The following is an 18,391-nucleotide window of genomic DNA, read 5'->3' as shown; positions in this document are numbered from 1 at the left end:
TTGTACTTTGAACCTTTCGATTCTGAAAAATTGCGCACGATACGTTTCAATTGTACACATTCAGTTCGCGATAGCACCAACAACCTGTAATACTTCGTTTCGCGCCAGGTCAGGCTTTTCACTGTCAAGCCAGTGCACCCCTTCCCAACCACGCAACCAGGTTACCTGTCGCTTCGCCAACTGCCTCGTGGCGCAAACACCTCTATAAACCATTTCATCGTATGAAATTTCACCTTCAATGTATGACCACATCTGGCGATACCCTACACAACGAATGGAAGGCAAATCCGTATGCAAATCTCCACGGGCAAAAAGCGCCCGGACTTCTGCTTCAAAACCTGAAGCTAACATCTGATGAAAACGCTGCTCAATTCGCTGATGGAGCAGTTCACGGCTCGCCGGGGCGATTGCAAACTGATGCACCTGATACGGCAAAGCATCTCCTGACGTTTGCGTCAGCTCCGTTAAAGTTTTACCCGAAATGAAAAAAACTTCCAGTGCCCGGGAAAGTCTTTGCGGATCATTTGGATGAATACGCGCCGCAGCCACCGGATCGATGTCCTGAAGCTGTCGGTGTAACGCGTCCCAACCCTGCTCTGCCGCCTGCTGCTCAATTCTGGCCCTGACTTCCGGGTCCGCCGACGGTAACGGCGACAGCCCTTCAAGCAAGGCTTTGAAATATAACATTGTGCCGCCCACCAGCAACGGGATACGCCCCGCGGCGGTGATGTCGGCCATCTCGGCTAACGCATCGCGACGAAAATCCGCAGCGGAGTACGCTTGCGACGGATCGCGAATATCCAGTAATCGGTGCGGCGCGGCCTGTAATTCATCTGCATCGGGCTTGGCTGTACCGATATCCATCCCCTTGTAAATAAGGGCGGAATCAACGCTTATCAACTCTATGGGCAAAACTTTACGCAATTCAATTGCGAGTGCCGTTTTACCGGAGGCCGTTGGCCCCATCAAAAAAATCGCCTTTGGCAGGCTCGCCTTACGGGTATCACTCATGTTTCAGGGCATTCATTACCGAATGTAAATCAACAGGTTGTAACAGACCGCCCGGCGGTGCCTTCACGAGTTGTGGGCAGAGCCGCTCAACATCCGCTAACAGCGTAATCGCCTGTGCCATACTCCACTGTGGATGCTCGCTAATCAGGTTACGTGCGATCCACTGCGCAATATTGCCCGGCTCGAATACGGATTGCTGCGCCAGGTAGCCTATCAGTTCAGGAATCAAGATTTGTAAATTTTGTTGGCGTAAGGGTAAAGGCACCGCCCGGATGGTCACATGCTGCGCATCCAGTTGAAATTCAATGCCCAGCTCAGCCAGTTGGCTCTGTCCTTTTTGCAGCGCCGCTTTTTCATCGGCGTTGACTTTTAAACGTAAAGGGATCAGCAACGGCTGGGCGCAAACGGTCCCCTGGTCCGGCGTTAATTGCGCCTGACGCAGCCAACGCTCAGCCACCGGTAATGCCAGCAACCGAATATGGCCATCGCACTCGAGTAACGCGCAGTCTGCACCGACAATCGTTAGCACCCGGCCAAAGCCCTGACTACTGCCACTCAGAGGTACCGATGATGTTTCAGAGACCGGCGTTTTACGCGTTGGAGCCGGCGTCTGCATCAGTTTCTGATAAATTTCGCCCTGCTGCTTTTGGTATCCGGGTTGGGCATGAGGCCAACTGGCCCCCGCCTGACGGCCTGCGCCACTACTGCCGTTTCCAGCGACAGCTGAGTACTGCGGTGTCGCAGGTTCACGCGCGGGAGCCGGCTCGGCAAAATGGTTACGTCCGGCAGCAACGCGGTTTTCCGGAATGTGCCTTGGAGCGGGTTCGTCGTCATCAGCCAACGGCAGCGGCGTTTCAAGCTGCTGTTGCAGGACGCTCAACACGCCCTGGTAAATAAAATCGTGCACCAGGCGGGATTGATGGAAACGGACCTCATGTTTAGCTGGGTGTACGTTGACATCCACTTGATGCGGATCGATTTCCAGATACAGCACAAAAGCGGGTTGTTGATCGGCTCCCAGCTTATCTTCACAGGCCTGGCGGATAGCATGGTTGATCAGCCGATCTCGCATCATCCGACCATTCACATAACAGTACTGTATTTCTGCCAGTGCCGCCGTTGTGTGGTTAGGATCGGCCACCCAGCCGCGCAGCGTCAAATCACCATGCTGCCATTCAATCGCCAGCGCATGCTCCAGAAACGGCGTGCCGCAAATCGCGCCCAGCCGGCGCTCTTTCTGCCCATCCGCGGCCACTGCCCGGTACTGACGCACCACTTTGCCGTTGTGAGACAAATTAATCGTCACATCAAAACGCGCCAGCGCAATGCGGCGAATAATCTCGTCGATATGATTAAATTCAGTTTTCTCGGTGCGCATAAATTTGCGCCGCGCCGGGGTGTTGTAGAACAGATCTAACACCTCCAGTGTGGTTCCCACTGGATGCGCAGCAGGTTTTACCGTCACATCCATGTCGCGCCCTTCAGCATAGGCTTGCCAGGCCTCAGGCTGCTCTTGTGTGCGCGACGTCAGGGTTAAACGAGACACGGAGCTGATACTTGCCAGCGCTTCGCCACGAAATCCGAGGCTAACGATGGCCTCAAGATCGTCAAGCGAGGCTATTTTACTGGTGGCATGACGCGCCAGCGCCAGCGCCAGCTCGTCTTTTTTAATCCCGCAGCCGTTGTCACGAATACGGATAAGCTTCGCGCCGCCGCGCTCAATATCGATATCAATGCGCGTCGCACCGGCATCGATGCTGTTTTCCACCAGCTCTTTCACCACTGACGCAGGCCGTTCTACCACCTCGCCTGCGGCAATCTGGTTCGCCAGCTGTGGCGGTAGAACCTGAATCGGCATGGCTAATCCTTAATTTGTTAACGTGTTACCCGGCGATATGGCGCTGGCGGTTTGCGCCGGCGCGCCCTGCGGTCCGGTTTGCATCGGGTGCGCCTGGAAATAGTTACGCAATCCTTTGTATATCGCCTCAGCCAGTTGCTGCTGGTAATCATCGCTCGCCAACAGACGTTCTTCGCTGTTGTTACTGATAAAGCCGGTTTCAACCAGCACAGACGGGATATCAGGCGAACGCAGTACGCCAAGACTGGCGTGTTCCGGACGGCGCTTATGCATCGAACCAATACGTTCTAACTGGCCGATCATGCTGGTCGCCACATCATACCCGACGCGCTGCGAATGACCGAACTGCAGATCCAGTACGGCCTGGCTGAGATAAGGATCGGACTGGCTGTTTGCCAGCACATCGCCCGCGCCGCCCAACAGCTCCGATTGTTTTTCATGCTGTTCCAGCCAGCCGGCCATCTCACTGTTCGCCCGACGGTTCGACAACACCCAAACGGAAGCACCTGTGGCATCACGGTTTGGCGCGGCATCCGCGTGAATAGAAACCAGGAAATTGGCGTTTTGTTTACGTGCGACGTCTGAACGCCCCATCACCGAGATAAAGTAATCGCCATCACGGGTGAGTACGCCTTTAAACATTGGGTCATCATTGAGCAAGCTGCGCAGTTTACGCGCCACGGCAATCGTGACGTTTTTCTCACGCGTGCCGCCAGGGCCAATCGCCCCCGGATCCTGCCCGCCGTGTCCGGCATCAATGGCAATAACCACTTTTTCACCGCTGCCGGTGCTGGCGCGCGCCGCAGGTCGTGTGGAGGTATTACTGTTGGTCACCATCGTGGTGCGATCGTTCTCTGCTTTAAACGGGTTACGCGCAGGCTCGGCAGGACGAGGGGCGACAACCGGCGTTTCAACACGCTTAACAACCACTGGAGGTGGAGGCGGCGGCGGTGGCGCATCCGCTTTGATGGTAAACACAACGGTATAATTGCCGCCGTTCTGGCGTTTAACGGCTTCGGCCTTGCCGTTCTCGGTTAAATCCACCACCAGACGCAAGGACTGCGCATCTTTTGGCGTGCCGGAGCGGATAGATTTCACCAGATTATTGCCGCTAAACAGCAGCGGTAATCCCTGAATCACTCCGGTTTGTTTTATATCCAGCGCGACGGTGCGTTTCCCGTCCTGGCTCACGGCGTATTCAGGCTCGCCAATAAAGCTCAGCGTAATCCGCGCCTGTTGATTGCCATTGGAAACCTGAAGATCGGAGAGGCTGGCGGCCCCTGCCTGCGCGCACAGCAGGACCAGGGTTGCCATCAGCCAGTTTCTGATGCGATAAATCATCCCGCCACCCTTAAGGTTATTCGGCTAAACGCGCCAGCAATAATTCACCCGATGAGGAGACTGCGCTTACGCGCGCCTCTCGACCTTGCGCCTGATATTCAATGTGTATTTCGACGTCCGGGTCTGGCAGTACACCTTTACCTTGTTGCGGCCATTCCACCAGGCAGATGGCATCATTGGCAAAATAATCGCGGATCCCCATAAATTCCAGCTCCTCCGGGTCCGCAAGTCGGTATAAATCGAAGTGATATACCATCAAGTTATCGAGTGAATAGGGTTCAACCAGCGTGTAGGTGGGGCTTTTTACATTACCTTTATGACCTAACGCCTGCAGAAATCCCCGGCTGAAAGTGGTTTTACCCGCCCCCAGGTCGCCGTACAAATATATAACCGTCGCGCCGTCACAGGCTTTGGCTACCCGCAGTCCCAGGTCTAAAGTTGCCTGCTCATCAGGTAGTGGAATTACTCGATTCATCATGATAAACGTCAATCACATCAGGGTTAACAATACGCTGTAGCGTGGTAAAGAGATCTGTCGCCAGCATGCCGCGCGTACCAAAACGCGCCGCCAGCACATCCGCCGCCGCTCCGTGCGCAACACATCCCGCACATGCTGCATCATACGGGGTAAGCTTCTGTCCGAGCAATGCGCCAATAATACCGGAAAGCACATCCCCCATTCCGCCGCTGGCCATCCCTGCATTGCCAGTATCAATAATACCTAACTCAGCTTGTTCAGCAGCAACAACCGTACCCGCGCCTTTCAGCACTACCACACCTCCGTACCGTTTTACCAGACGTTGTGCACAAAGTAAGCGATCGTCTTCAATTTCTGCAATGGAACAGCCCAGCAGTCGCGCGGCTTCACCTGGATGCGGCGTGATCACGCGATTGTGACGTTTATCGGGGTTGATTGCCAGCAGGTTCAGCGCATCCGCATCCCAGAGCATCGGTTTGCGAAAATTCTCCACTTTTTGCAGCGCTTTTTTGCCCCACTCCTGCTGACCAAGCCCTGGTCCTATCACCACAACATCCGCCCATGCCAGGCTCTCTTCCAGAGTCTGCGGCGTCAGCGCATCGACCATCAGTTCTGGTCTGGCAGTCAGAACAGGTGCAATGTTCTCACTGCGCGTCAATACTTTGACCAGCCCGGCTCCCGCACGCAACGCCGCTTCACCGGCCATACGTATTGCACCTGCCGTGCCGTGGTCGCCGCCGATAATCACCAGCCGACCGTGGGAGCCTTTGTGTGAGGTGGGCCGACGCGGCGTTAGCCAGTGCGCAAGCTGTTGAGCATCAAAACGTTGCAGCGGCGCGTTCTGCCCCGCCAGCCAGTCGTCCAGCCCGAGTGCGTTAACATGCAGACGTCCGGTGACATCGCGTGCTTTACCGGTGAGCAGACCTGGCTTGAGCGCAATAAAGGTAACGGTATGCGCAGCGTTGATGACTGCCCCCGGCGTCGCCCCCGTCTGCGCAAGCAGGCCAGAGGGAATGTCGATTGCAATTGTAGGGGCTGGGTGGCTATTGGCACGTTCGATCAACGCCGGGAGAGGTTCACGCGGCGCGTTTTTTAAGCCAGTACCTGACAGCGCGTCGATAATGACGTCCACGCTGTCTGGCCAGTTAATATCAGCAGCATGAATAACGCCACCGGCGTTAAGCCAGGCGTCGTGCGCCTGCTGCGCTTCCTCGGGGAGCGGTTTATCACTCTCGTGCGCCAGCAACGTAACATTAAAACCCTGCGCTTTGGCAAGTCTTGCCACCACATAACCATCACCGCCGTTGTTGCCGTGACCACATAGCACCAGCCAGTGTTGGGCGTTCGGGTAAGCCTCACGGGTGACCTGAAACGCCGCCTCTCCCGCCCGTTGCATCAGCTCATACAACGTCAGCCCTAAACTGTCTGCCGCCTCTCGCTCCATCCGCCTGATATCATCGGCGTGCCAGATGGAGTGTGGTATACTTGCGGGGTTTTTCTTCATTGTATGGTCCGTCATGTCAGAGCCCCTCGATCTCAATCAGTTAGCGCAAAATATTAAGCAGTGGGGGCTGGAGCTTGGCTTTCAGCAGGTCGGTATTGCCGATACCGACCTCAGCGAAGCAGAGCCCAAACTGCAGGCCTGGCTGGATAAACAATACCACGGCGAGATGGACTGGATGGCCCGTCACGGCATGATGCGCGCCCGCCCCCACGAATTATTGCCCGGTACGCTACGTGTCATCAGCGTACGTATGAACTATCTTCCTGCCAAAGCGGCCTTTGCCAGCACGTTGAAGAACCCTTCTCTGGGTTACGTCAGCCGTTACGCGCTTGGCCGCGACTACCATAAGCTGCTACGTAACCGCTTAAAAAAGCTGGGAGAGATGATTCAACAGCACTGCGTTTCGCTGAATTTTAGACCTTTTATCGATTCTGCGCCCATTCTTGAGCGTCCTTTGGCGGAAAAAGCCGGGCTTGGCTGGACAGGTAAGCACTCACTAATCCTCAATCGCGAAGCCGGTTCATTTTTCTTCCTCGGGGAATTACTGATCGATTTACCCTTGCCGGTCGACCAACCAGCAGAAGAAGGATGCGGGAAATGCGTCGCCTGCATGACAATCTGTCCCACCGGGGCCATCGTTGAACCCTACACCGTAGATGCGCGCCGCTGTATCTCTTATCTCACTATCGAACTGGAAGGCCCGATACCGGAAGAGTTTCGTCCATTGTTGGGGAATCGAATTTACGGCTGCGATGATTGCCAGCTCATTTGCCCGTGGAACCGCTATTCACAGTTGACGACAGAGGATGACTTCAACCCGCGCAAGCAGCTTCATGCTCCGGAGTTAATAGAGCTGTTTAGCTGGAGCGAAGCGTGGTTTTTAAAAGTCACGGAGGGGTCTGCCATTCGTCGTATTGGCCACCTGCGCTGGCTGCGAAATATCGCCGTTGCGTTGGGTAATGCTCCCTGGAATGACGCTGTTATTCTCGCGCTGGAAAGTCGCAGAGGTGAGCACCCACTTCTCGACGAACACATAGACTGGGCGGTTGCTCAGCAAATCGAGAAGCGAAATGCCTGCGTAGTTGAGGTGCAGCTACCGAAGAAACAACGTTTGGTCAGGGTCATTGAGAAGGGTCTGCCGCGCGACGCTTAAGTCATCCACAGCTTGTGTATAAAAATAAAAACACATTGATATTCAAGAAGGAAAAAATCGTCAAGTGATCGCATTAACAATTTGAAATGATAATTAAGTCAATAATTTCAATTAGTTAAAATGATACTATTTACCCGGCGAAGCTTTTTGCATTCCAGGAATAATACCCGAACCTGTGGATAAGTCTGTTTACAAGAGTATGTCAATGACGAAACAAAACGTCCCCAACGCGATTATTCGTTGTGGATATTTTTATTGAGGTAAGAATTTGGAGCGGGAAACGAGACTCGAACTCGCGACCCCGACCTTGGCAAGGTCGTGCTCTACCAACTGAGCTATTCCCGCATAATCTTCGTCTTTCGAACCGCTACTGCGTTGGCTGCCTTCATTCGCCTGAGTCACTTACTTCAGTAAGCTCCTAAGGACTCATTCAGTTGCCGCCTTGTCGCAATTCGAAATCCTGCGATTGGTGGTCTGTGCTTATAAGCACTTTCAAATTTTGGAGCGGGAAACGAGACTCGAACTCGCGACCCCGACCTTGGCAAGGTCGTGCTCTACCAACTGAGCTATTCCCGCTTGGGTGCGTCTGTGCTTAATAAGCACTTTCAAATTTTGGAGCGGGAAACGAGACTCGAACTCGCGACCCCGACCTTGGCAAGGTCGTGCTCTACCAACTGAGCTATTCCCGCAAATTTGTTGCTGTCGTAATTCGCATTTCTGCGTCGTTACGGGAGGCGCATTATACGAGAAATCCGTTTAGCTGCAACCCCCTTGAATACGTTTTTTTCGAAAATTCGTTCAAGTGATTACTTTGCAATCAAGCTGAACAATTTAGCGTCAAAAAGCCGGTGACGCAAGCCACCGGAGAACAAAATCAAAGCTTAATAAAATGTTCGCGATAGTAAGCAAGCTCAGCAACAGATTCACGAATGTCGTCCATCGCCTGATGCGTTCCCTGCTTGGTGAAGCCAGCCAGGATTTCCGGCTTCCAACGACGCGCCAGTTCTTTGAGCGTGCTGACGTCCAGATAGCGATAATGGAAATACGCCTCCAGCTCCGGCATGTATTTAAACAGGAAACGACGATCCTGGCCGATGCTGTTGCCACAGATAGGTGATTTCCCTTCCGGAACCCACTCTTTCAAAAAAGCCAGCGTGGCCAGTTCTGCTTCACGATCGCCCATGGTGCTCGCCTTCACACGTTCCACCAGCCCGCTACCGGTGTGCGTACGTACGTTCCAGTCATCCATTAATGCCAGTTGTTCGTCGGACTGGTGCACCGCAATTGTCGGTCCTTCTGCCAGAATATTCAGGTTGGCATCCGTCACCAGCGTGGCGATCTCAATAATGCGATCGCGCTCGGGATCCAGACCTGTCATCTCCAGATCGATCCAAATCAGGTTGTTTTCATTGGCACTCATGCTATTTTCCACCCTTCAGCGTCACATTCAGTGTGACTACATTGATCTAAAATTGTGTGTATCATAAATGTTTTGCCCATCATGGGCGACCAGGAGCCAGTCCGATTGAGTAAGAATAAACTCTCCAAAGGCCAACAGCGCCGTGTGAACGCCAATCACCAGCGTCGTCTTAAAACGTCCACGGAGAAGCCCGACTACGACGACAACCTCTTTGGCGAAACCGCTGAAGGCATCGTTATCAGCCGTTTTGGCATGCATGCCGACGTAGAGTCTGCTGACGGTGAAATTCACCGCTGCAACATCCGCCGTACAATTCGCTCGCTGGTTACTGGCGATCGCGTAGTCTGGCGCCCGGGTAAAGCGGCGGCTGAAGGCGTGAATGTCAAAGGTATCGTTGAAGCGGTACACGATCGTACCTCGGTACTGACACGTCCCGACTTTTACGACGGGGTAAAACCTATTGCCGCCAACATCGACCAGATCGTTATTGTCTCAGCCATCTTACCCGAGCTGTCACTCAATATTATCGACCGATATCTGGTAGCCTGCGAAACGCTACATGTTGAACCAATTATCGTACTGAATAAGATCGATCTGCTTGATGATGAAGGCATGGCCTTCGTTAACGAACAGATGGATATCTATCGCGACATTGGCTATCGGGTGTTGATGGTATCCAGCCGTACTAAAGACGGCCTGAAACCACTTGAAGAAGCATTAACCGATCGCATCAGCATTTTTGCCGGTCAGTCGGGCGTAGGTAAATCCAGCCTGCTCAATAATCTTCTCGGCCTGCAGGAAGAGATCCTGACCAACGATGTCTCCGACAACTCCGGTCTTGGACAGCACACTACCACGGCCTCTCGCCTGTATCACTTCCCGCACGGCGGCGACGTTATCGACTCCCCTGGCGTACGTGAGTTCGGACTGTGGCATCTGGAGCCGGAACAAATCACGCATGGCTTTGTCGAATTTCATGACTACCTGGGCCATTGCAAATACCGCGACTGCAAGCATGATACCGATCCAGGCTGCGCTATCCGTGAGGCTGTAGAAAAAGGGGCCATAGCCGAAACCCGGTTTGAAAATTATCACCGCATCCTGGAAAGCATGGCGCAGGTAAAAACGCGTAAAAACTTTTCTGATACAGACAACTGACAACTAAGCTAAGCATCGCTAGAATCGTCCCCCTTTTTTCAGGATCCGGTCCACATGCCGGATCGGGAACAAATTATGGCCTGGAGGCTACCTTGTTAAACTCATTTAAGCTTTCGCTACAATACATTCTGCCGAAACTATGGCTCACTCGCCTGGCGGGTTGGGGTGCGAGCAAACGAGCGGGATGGCTGACCAAATTGGTTATCGATCTGTTCGTGAAATATTACAAGGTCGATATGAAAGAGGCGCAAAAGCCGGACACCGCCAGCTATCGCACCTTTAACGACTTCTTTGTTCGCCCGCTGCGCGACGATGCTCGCCCAATTAATACCGATCCAAACGTACTGGTCATGCCCGCTGACGGCGTGATCAACCAGTTAGGCAACATTGAAGAAGACAAATTGCTGCAGGCTAAAGGGCACAGCTATACCCTTGAAGCACTGTTGGCTGGCAACTATCAGATGGCGGACAAATTCCGCAACGGTACGTTTGTAACCACTTACTTGTCTCCACGCGATTACCACCGTGTACACATGCCGTGTAACGGTATCCTGCGTGAAATGATGTATGTGCCGGGCGATCTCTTCTCTGTAAACATCCTGACTGCGCAAAACGTACCGAACCTGTTTGCCCGCAACGAACGCGTAATCTGTTTGTTTGATACCGAATTTGGTCCGATGGTGCAGATTCTGGTCGGCGCGACTATCGTCGGCAGCATTGAAACCACATGGGCTGGCACCATTACTCCACCGCGTGAAGGCGTCATCAAGCGCTGGACCTGGCCGGAAGGCGAAAGCGAAGGGTCGGTAGCGCTGTTGAAAGGTCAGGAAATGGGTCGCTTTAAGCTCGGTTCCACCGTCATCAACCTGTTCGCACCTGGCAAAGTTAACCTGGTTGAGCAGTTGCAGGATCTTTCCGTGACCAAAATCGGCCAACCAATGGCCATCTCGACCGAGACTTTCGTGACGCCAGAGGCAGAACCGACCCCGCTGACGAAAGAAGAGATCGAAGCAGAACACGACGCCAGCCCGCTGGTTGACGACAAAAAAGACGAAAGTTAAACATAGGAATCGCTGCTGTGCGCCTGATTATCACTTTTCTGATGGCCTGGTGCCTCAGCCTGGGGGCGTACGCTGCGACGGCCCCCGATGCCAAACAACTCACCCAGGAACTGGAGCAGGCAAAAGCGGCAAAACCCGCTCAGCCAGAAACCGTCGAGGCGCTCCAGTCCGCGCTGAATGCCCTTGAGGAGCGGAAAGGCTCTCTCGAGCGCGCACAGCAATATCAGCAGGTTATTGATAACTTCCCCAAGCTGTCCGCAACGTTACGCGCACAGCTTAGTAACCTGCGCGATGAACCGCGCAATGTACCAACCGGGCTCTCTACCGATGCATTAAACCAGGAGATCCTCCAGGTTAGCAGCCAACTGTTGGAAAAGAGTCGTCAGGCCCAGCAGGAGCAGGATCGCGCCCGGGAAATCGCCGACTCGTTAAGCCAGCTTCCTCAACAGCAAACCGATGCCCGCCGCCAGCTCAATGAGCTTGAGCGCCGCATTGGTACCGCCAACGGCAATTCCGCGCAGAATCAGGCGATGCAAGCTGAATCCGCCAAACTTAAAGCCCTGGTCGATGAACTGGAGCTGGCACAGCTTTCCGCCAATAACCGTCAGGAACTGGCGCGTATGCGCTCCGAACTGGCAGAAAAGCAGAGTCAACAACTCGACACTTACCTGCAGGCTTTGCGCAATCAACTCAACAGTCAGCGTCAGCGCGAAGCAGAGCGAGCGCTGGAAAGTACCGAACTGCTGGCGGAAAACAGCGCGGGACTGCCGGAAGGTATTGTCGATCAGTTCAAGGTTAACCGCGAGCTGTCTCAGGCCTTGAACCAACAGGCGCAACGTATGGACCTGGTCGCCTCGCAGCAGCGTCAGGCTGCCAGCCAAACGCTGCAGGTCCGCCAGGCCTTGAATACGCTGCGAGAGCAGTCTCAGTGGCTTGGGGTTTCAAATATGCTGGGAGAAGCGCTGCGCGCGCAGGTATCCCGTCTGCCGGAAATGCCCAAGCCCCAGCAGTTGGATACCGAAATGGCGCAGCTTCGCGTGCACCGTATGCGCTATGAGGATCTCCTCAACAAACAGCCGCAGCTGCGTCAAATTCATCAGGCCGATGGACAACCGCTGACCGCTGAACAGAGCAGTATTCTCAACGCCCAGCTACGCACCCAGCGCGAGCTGCTGAACTCATTGTTACAGGGCGGCGATACGCTGATCCTTGAGCTGACCAAGCTCAAAGTCTCCAACAGCCAACTGGAAGATGCGCTAAAAGAGGTCAACGAAGCAACGCACCGCTATCTGTTCTGGACGTCAGACGTCAGTCCCATCTCGCTCTCTTGGCCTGTCGACATCGTTCAGGATCTGCGGCGTTTGATCTCATTAGATACGTTTAATCAGTTGGGTAAAGCCAGCGTCATGATGCTGACCAGCAAAGAAACACTATTGCCGCTGTTCGCGGCGTTGGTGCTGGTTGGCTTTAGCCTCTCTTCGCGCAAGCACTTCACCCGTTTCCTTGAACGCTCGTCCGCGCGAGTCGGGAAAGTCACCCAGGACCATTTCTGGCTGACAATACGCACGGTATTCTGGTCAATACTCGTCGCTTCTCCGTTGCCGGTGTTATGGGCAACGCTCGGTTACGGGTTGCAGGAAGCCTGGCCTTACCCGCTGGCTGTTGCTATCGGCGATGGCGTTACCGCCACGGTGCCTATGCTATGGGCGGTAATGATTTGCGCCACCTTTGCGCGTCCCAACGGTCTGTTCATTGCCCACTTTGGCTGGCCACGTAACCGCGTCGCGAAAGCCATGCACTACTACCTGATGAGCATCGGACTGATTGTCCCGCTGATCATGGCGGTGATTATGTTTGATAATCTCAATGACCGGGAATTCTCCGCCTCACTGGGACGTCTGTGCTTTATTCTGATTTGCGGTGCGCTGGCGGTCGTGACCCTGAGCCTGAAACGCGCCGGGATACCGCTGTACCTCGATAAAGAGGGCAACAGCGATAACATGGTCAATAGTATGCTGTGGAATATGCTGATGGGCGCGCCGCTGATTGCCATTCTCGCTGCGGCAGTGGGTTATCTCGCCACATCGCAAGCCCTGCTGGCACGCCTGGAAACATCTGTGGCGATTTGGTTCTTATTACTGGTGGTGTATCACGTCATCCGCCGCTGGATGCTAATTCAGCGCCGCCGCCTTGCGTTTGACCGCGCCAAACATCGACGCGCCGAAATGCTGGCGCAACGTGCGCGGGGCGAAGAGGAACCACCTCATTCAACCAGCCTTGAAGGTACGATCGATGTAGATGAAAGCGAAGTGGATCTGGATGCAATCAGCGCGCAATCGCTGCGCCTGGTACGTTCTATTCTGATGCTTATCGCCCTGCTCTCGGTCATTGTGCTGTGGTCAGAAATTCATTCCGCTTTCGGCTTCCTGGAAAACATCTCGTTGTGGGATGTCACCTCCACGGTGCAGGGCGTGGAAAGCTTAGAACCGATAACGCTGGGCGCGGTGCTCATTGCTATTCTGGTGTTTATCATCACCACCCAGCTAGTGCGCAACCTACCCGCGTTGCTGGAGCTGGCGCTACTGCAACATCTGGATTTAACCCCCGGCACCGGTTACGCCATCACCACTATCACTAAGTATCTTCTGATGCTGATTGGCGGCCTGGTGGGCTTCTCGATGATCGGTATTGAGTGGTCCAAACTGCAATGGCTGGTGGCGGCTCTCGGTGTCGGTCTGGGCTTTGGTTTGCAGGAGATCTTCGCCAACTTTATTTCCGGCCTGATTATCCTGTTTGAAAAGCCAATCCGCATTGGCGACACGGTTACAATTCGCGATCTCACCGGTAGCGTGACGAAAATTAATACCCGTGCCACCACTATCAGCGACTGGGACCGCAAAGAGATCATCGTACCCAACAAAGCCTTTATCACCGAACAGTTTATCAACTGGTCGCTATCCGATTCGGTTACCCGTGTGGTGTTAACCATCCCGGCACCGTCGGAGGCTAACAGCGAGGAGGTTACGCAGATCCTGCTGACTGCCGCACATCGTTGCTCGCTGGTTATCGATAACCCGGCGCCAGAAGTCTTCCTGGTTGACCTGCAACAAGGAATTCAAATCTTCGAACTGCGTATTTATGCCGCTGAAATGGGGCATCGCATGCCGCTGCGCCATGAAATCCACCAGCTGATTCTGGCAGGCTTCCGCGAGCATGGTATTGATATGCCATTCCCACCGTTCCAGATGCGTCTGGAGAGCCTCGGCGGTAAGCAAACAGGGAGAACATTAAGTTCTGCAGGAAGAGGCAGCCGTCCGGCGGGAAGCCTATAAACCGGAAAGTGCATTCTACATCGGCCACTTTTTGTGGCTGATTTCTTCCCGAAACTATCAGAAGCAAATCTGATATCGGATAAAAAAACGCCATAGCCAGTAGAAGACCATTGTAGCAATAACAGAATATTGCCAAAGAGAGCGCTGCCTCTTCCGAATAACAGCATAAATATATGGAATGAATAATGGTAAGGTCATTATAACACCAACTGGGCGAATATCATCATTTTCAAGGTATGTCATCACATCACAAATATTATTAATTCCTCTACCATCGATAAACCACTCTTTGTCTTGAACAGATAACATATCTATCCAAAATATGCTTATAACAAACCAGATAAAGTTAAGAACAAATGATTTCCAGCTCATTATAGACCTTTCATTATTTTCATTAAGGCGATTTTCTTTTCAAGAATACGCCGACCATATTCACTGTATTCTCTCTGATGAGATCCAATAGGTGCTGTAATGGAATCAATGATGTCTTGCTTATTTCTTTCGGTGCCGCGGTTGTATCTGGATCCTACAACAATTATCTGCTCATCGGTTAAGTTTGTGGTATCACCTATGTCAGGATAATCATAATGTATAAGGTCTCGTAAATGAAAGGCTACCACTCTAACGTTGAAACGGTCGTTTAGTAAGCACTGGGAAAGTTGGAACTGCTCAAAGGATGATAAAAGATCTGGTCGGATTCCCATAGTTCTGGCGGCAACCCCTAATTGTATAGCGACAGAACCTACTGAAGTAGAGTTTGAGTAGGTATTGCCTCCTCTCTTTGAAACAGCCTCCAGGATTTTTTTAATTTGTAGCACCACTGGTTTAAATCTTTCTGGCATTCCGCCAACCTCAGCAGCCGCAACACCGGCAAGTAACAATAAAGGTATTTGAGCCTCTCTGGCATATTGCCGAAGCATATCGCGATGGTAAATCAACCAAGATGTTTTATATAACCATAAATGTGCCGTCCCCGTACTGAACGTCCAGTTAGAAGGAAGATAATGCCATCTAAAATAATCAACACCATTCCATTTAGGAAAACCTAATTCATCAACCTGGCAAAATATAAGGTTACTCATTCTCCCCTCACTTAAATCAGCGCTTGAATTTAGACACAATACTATCAGCAAATAAAACAATTTGTGATGGAGCAAACAAAAAAATAATCACCAAAGAACACAATGATTTTATATAAAAATACAAAGCATACAAAACATAAATGCTTATTATAAATAAAAATGTTAATCCGGCTTACAGAGTAGACTGAGAGCCGGATTAAATATAAATTTGATTACTCCGTCGCCAACTGCGGCAGTTTCGCCATACGACGGCTGTAGTTCTGATAAATCGCCATCGCCAGCAGCGAGAAGAAGATCGGGCCGCCGGTCATCCACAAGGCACTGTTCCAGTCCCCGGCTTCAATTACCGGCTGGATGATGGTGAACACGTTGGCAAACGTCACCACCAGAACGACCACACCCGTTGCCAGCAGCGTCGCCGCTCGGGTTTTAAAGACAACAAACGGTCTTTCCAGACCCGGACGGGCTTTAAAGAACGGAAACGCCAGCGCCAGGAACAGATACGGCAGCGTCATGGATACGTTCGCCATCAGCGTCAGTTTGTTATAGAACGCTGAAGCCGTATCGCCACCAAATGAAACCAACAGGATAAACAGGCTCACCAGCAGGCACTGTAACCACATTGCCGTCGTCGGCATCCCTACGGCATTCAGTTTGGTCATCGGCGCGGGCCACAACGCTTTCGGCGTGCCCTGAATAATCGCTTTCAGCGGTGAGTAGCTGAGGGTGAAAAAAGCGCCGGTATAGGCAAGGAACATGGAAAGCCCGGTAATACGTGCAAACCATACGCCCATCACCATCGCGGTCTCAGGGGAAAGATGCAGCGCATTACCCAACGTCATCCCGAGGCTCTTCATCAGGATATAAGTAATATTGCCGAGGTTGACCGAGCTATTGCTTAATACCTGCTGCCAGTTGGTGCTAACGCCCCATAAAAAGATGGCCAGTGAATAACCAACAGAAATGACAATAGCGGCAAAAACAATGCCTTTAGCAAAGTTCTTTTCTGGTTTTTCTGTTTTATCAACCAGTCCCCCTACAGCTTCAATTCCGCCATAAGCAAAAATGGCAAACACAACAAATGACAACATTGCCAGCCCGGACTGATATCCGGGATTAGGTGAGGAGATAAAATTAATATCCTGTGCAAAGTGGCCACCAGTTAATAACAAAATAGCGACACTCACTAACAACAGAACTAAATTAAGACACATTACAGCAATTCCGCCTACTGCCGTAATACGCGCAATCTTATTAATACCCCGGGATGCCACGCAGGTCACCAGAATCATCCAGCCGACGGCGAGCAACCCGACAACCTGCGTAGGCTCAAGCCCTGCAATACGCCAGTGCTGCGTCATGTCTGCGCCAAACAAGAAGGTTGAAAAAGGTACCCAGACTTTCGCCGCAGTACTTACCATCCATATCACATAAGAAGAAAACCACATAAACGTGCCGATAAAGGCATAGCGCGGTCCAACGCTATTATTCATCCACGAATAGATTCCACCCTCTTCTTTCCGATAGGCAGAACCCATTTCCGCCATCATTAAAGCAAATGGAATAAAGAATAATAATGCAGAAAATATATACCACGGTATTGCACTATACCCCATTAAATAGAATGCGGAGGGGCTATTAGCAAAACCGAAAACTGACGTAAATATCATGAGAATGAGACCTGGCAGGCTCATCTTTTTTATTGTTTGGGTCATTAAACCATCCCTTACTCTGGCAAGCGTTTAGCAAACGCCGCTCACCGGTTGGCACTGCTCTCTTTGCAGAGTTCAGCGATAAAAAAATCAACACAGAATTGATACCTAAACGATATCAAATATCCAGATGTAAATTGTGGCTATTAGAGGGGAAATGAAAAAATATGCTACAAAGTGGCGATTAAGCCGCCACTTTGTATTGCGGAAGGGTAAGTTATGCGCGATCGACGGTAAATGCGATAACCTCAGCCAGGCTTTCTGCGCCCAGCGCCAGCATCACCAGACGGTCAACACCCAGCGCCACGCCTGAGCAATCCGGCATGCCTACTTTCAGCGCTTCCAGCAGGTTGGTATCGATAGGTTGCTGCGGTAAGCCTCGTGTGGCACGTTTGCGGTTATCCTGTTCAAACCGCTGCTGTTGTTCACGCGCGTCGGTCAATTCATGGAAACCATTTGCCAGCTCAATACCTTTGTAATAAACCTCGAAACGTTCAGCCACGCGGTGATCTTCGGTACTGATTTGCGCCAGTGATGCCTGGCTGGCCGGGAAATGATACACAAACGTCGGTTTGTCTTTACCAATATGCGGCTCAACGCCCATCGTAAACAGCAGTTGCAGTAAGGTGTCCCGGTCTTCTTCGGTATCGGCAATATTGCTGAGATCCAATTTCGCCGCCACTTCCCGCAGTTGGGTTTTATCCGCAGACAGCGGGTCTATCTCCAGATGACGCTGGAAGGCTTGCTGGTAAGAGAGGCTTTCCGCAGGCGAACAGTCCAGCACCTGCTGAAGCAAATCATCCACCTCATTCATCAGGCGATACATATCGTAGTGCGGACGATACCACTCAAGCATGGTGAATTCAGGGTTATGATGGCGCCCCATCTCTTCATTACGGAAGCTGCGGCACAGTTGATACACCGGGCCGCACCCTGCCACCAGCAGGCGCTTCATATGGTATTCAGGGCTGGTCATTAAATAGAGATTCATCCCCTGGGAGTGTCCAGGGCCAACGAAACGCGTTTCGAACGGGAACAGATGGATGTCCGTTACCGTTGCCTGACTCATACAAGGGGTCTCAACCTCAAGCACGCCACGATCGGCAAAAAAGCGGCGAATCTCCGCTATAATTGCTGCACGTTTTAACAGATTGGGGATGGACGCGCTCGGCTGCCAGGTTGCCGTTTCGCTCATGGTTGTTTCTCCGATTTATGACAAGGGCACGAAGTCTACTCGTATCGCGCTAACGAGACAAATTTCAGGCAGCAGTAATCAGCACC

The 18,391-nt window shown here is 52.3% G+C and carries 14 protein-coding genes and 3 tRNA genes; 4 read left to right on the top strand and 13 right to left on the bottom strand.

Annotated elements, in window-relative coordinates:
• Window positions 1–60 precede the first annotated feature (60 nt).
• From miaA to nnr, 5 genes are read right to left on the bottom strand one after another with little or no spacing between them, the layout of a single operon-like run.
• Window positions 61–1,011: a tRNA (adenosine(37)-N6)-dimethylallyltransferase MiaA gene (gene miaA / locus WC1_RS21655; protein WP_016149447.1), complete on the bottom strand. Its 951-nt coding sequence runs from the start codon at window positions 1,009–1,011 to the stop codon at window positions 61–63.
• Window positions 1,004–2,869: a DNA mismatch repair endonuclease MutL gene (gene mutL, locus WC1_RS21660; protein WP_003839484.1), complete on the bottom strand. Its 1,866-nt coding sequence runs from the start codon at window positions 2,867–2,869 to the stop codon at window positions 1,004–1,006. Before mutL ends, miaA begins: the two co-directional genes overlap by 8 nt.
• Window positions 2,870–2,878: 9 nt before the next feature.
• A complete protein-coding gene (gene amiB, locus WC1_RS21665; protein ID WP_016149446.1) occupies window positions 2,879–4,210 on the bottom strand; it encodes an N-acetylmuramoyl-L-alanine amidase AmiB in 1,332 nt (443 codons plus the stop codon).
• A gap of 16 nt (window positions 4,211–4,226) precedes the next feature.
• Entirely contained in the window at window positions 4,227–4,688 is a 462-nt protein-coding gene (gene tsaE, locus WC1_RS21670) for a tRNA (adenosine(37)-N6)-threonylcarbamoyltransferase complex ATPase subunit type 1 TsaE (RefSeq protein WP_003025570.1), read from the bottom strand.
• Window positions 4,660–6,207: a bifunctional ADP-dependent NAD(P)H-hydrate dehydratase/NAD(P)H-hydrate epimerase gene (gene nnr / locus WC1_RS21675; protein WP_032947889.1), complete on the bottom strand. Its 1,548-nt coding sequence runs from the start codon at window positions 6,205–6,207 to the stop codon at window positions 4,660–4,662. The genes tsaE and nnr overlap by 29 nt, the downstream gene beginning before the upstream one ends.
• On the opposite strand from nnr, the gene queG reads away from it, so the two are divergent.
• Window positions 6,206–7,345: a tRNA epoxyqueuosine(34) reductase QueG gene (queG, locus tag WC1_RS21680; protein ID WP_016149444.1), complete on the top strand. Its 1,140-nt coding sequence runs from the start codon at window positions 6,206–6,208 to the stop codon at window positions 7,343–7,345. The two genes, nnr and queG, sit on opposite strands and share 2 nt — an antisense overlap.
• 269 nt (window positions 7,346–7,614) lie before the next feature.
• On the opposite strand, the gene WC1_RS21685 is transcribed toward queG, so the two are convergent.
• From WC1_RS21685 to orn, 4 genes are all read right to left on the bottom strand, one after another.
• Window positions 7,615–7,690, bottom strand: a tRNA-Gly gene (locus WC1_RS21685).
• Window positions 7,691–7,845: 155 nt separating this feature from the next.
• Window positions 7,846–7,921, bottom strand: a tRNA-Gly gene (locus WC1_RS21690).
• Window positions 7,922–7,958: 37 nt separating this feature from the next.
• Window positions 7,959–8,034: transfer RNA gene (locus WC1_RS21695), tRNA-Gly, on the bottom strand.
• 185 nt (window positions 8,035–8,219) lie between these two features.
• Window positions 8,220–8,765, bottom strand: coding sequence for an oligoribonuclease (gene orn / locus WC1_RS21700; protein WP_003839477.1), 546 nt, complete (start codon window positions 8,763–8,765; stop codon window positions 8,220–8,222).
• Window positions 8,766–8,870: 105 nt separating this feature from the next.
• Between orn and rsgA the strand changes: the two genes are divergently transcribed.
• The 3 genes from rsgA to mscM all read left to right on the top strand — a co-directional run bounded on the left by rsgA (window position 8,871) and on the right by mscM (window position 14,316).
• Window positions 8,871–9,923 (top strand): small ribosomal subunit biogenesis GTPase RsgA, encoded by a 1,053-nt coding sequence (gene rsgA, locus WC1_RS21705; RefSeq protein WP_003025561.1) that lies wholly within the window; start codon window positions 8,871–8,873, stop codon window positions 9,921–9,923.
• 92 nt (window positions 9,924–10,015) lie between these two features.
• Window positions 10,016–10,984 (top strand): archaetidylserine decarboxylase, encoded by a 969-nt coding sequence (gene asd, locus WC1_RS21710; RefSeq protein ID WP_003839474.1) that lies wholly within the window; start codon window positions 10,016–10,018, stop codon window positions 10,982–10,984.
• Window positions 10,985–11,001: 17 nt separating this feature from the next.
• A complete protein-coding gene (gene mscM / locus WC1_RS21715; protein ID WP_003839472.1) occupies window positions 11,002–14,316 on the top strand; it encodes a miniconductance mechanosensitive channel MscM in 3,315 nt (1,104 codons plus the stop codon).
• A 57-nt stretch (window positions 14,317–14,373) separates the two neighbouring features.
• Here the strand turns inward: mscM and WC1_RS21720 are convergent, their stop codons facing one another.
• The 4 genes from WC1_RS21720 to epmA form a co-directional block, all read right to left on the bottom strand.
• Window positions 14,374–14,688: a YjeO family protein gene (locus WC1_RS21720; RefSeq protein WP_016149443.1), complete on the bottom strand. Its 315-nt coding sequence runs from the start codon at window positions 14,686–14,688 to the stop codon at window positions 14,374–14,376.
• Window positions 14,688–15,398, bottom strand: a complete 711-nt coding sequence (locus WC1_RS21725; RefSeq protein ID WP_016149442.1) for a hypothetical protein — start codon at window positions 15,396–15,398, stop codon at window positions 14,688–14,690. Before WC1_RS21725 ends, WC1_RS21720 begins: the two co-directional genes overlap by 1 nt.
• Window positions 15,399–15,610: 212 nt before the next feature.
• Complete coding sequence (gene yjeM, locus WC1_RS21730) at window positions 15,611–17,113, bottom strand: glutamate/gamma-aminobutyrate family transporter YjeM (RefSeq protein ID WP_016149441.1); 1,503 nt, start codon at window positions 17,111–17,113, stop codon at window positions 15,611–15,613.
• 214 nt (window positions 17,114–17,327) lie between these two features.
• A complete protein-coding gene (gene epmA / locus WC1_RS21735) occupies window positions 17,328–18,305 on the bottom strand; it encodes an elongation factor P--(R)-beta-lysine ligase (protein WP_016149440.1) in 978 nt (325 codons plus the stop codon).
• Window positions 18,306–18,391 lie beyond the last annotated feature (86 nt).

This window comes from Citrobacter sp. KTE30 (assembly GCF_000398825.1).
Taxonomy (GTDB): Bacteria; Pseudomonadota; Gammaproteobacteria; order Enterobacterales; family Enterobacteriaceae; genus Citrobacter; species Citrobacter freundii.
This window is presented reverse-complemented; position numbering and strand designations above follow the sequence as displayed.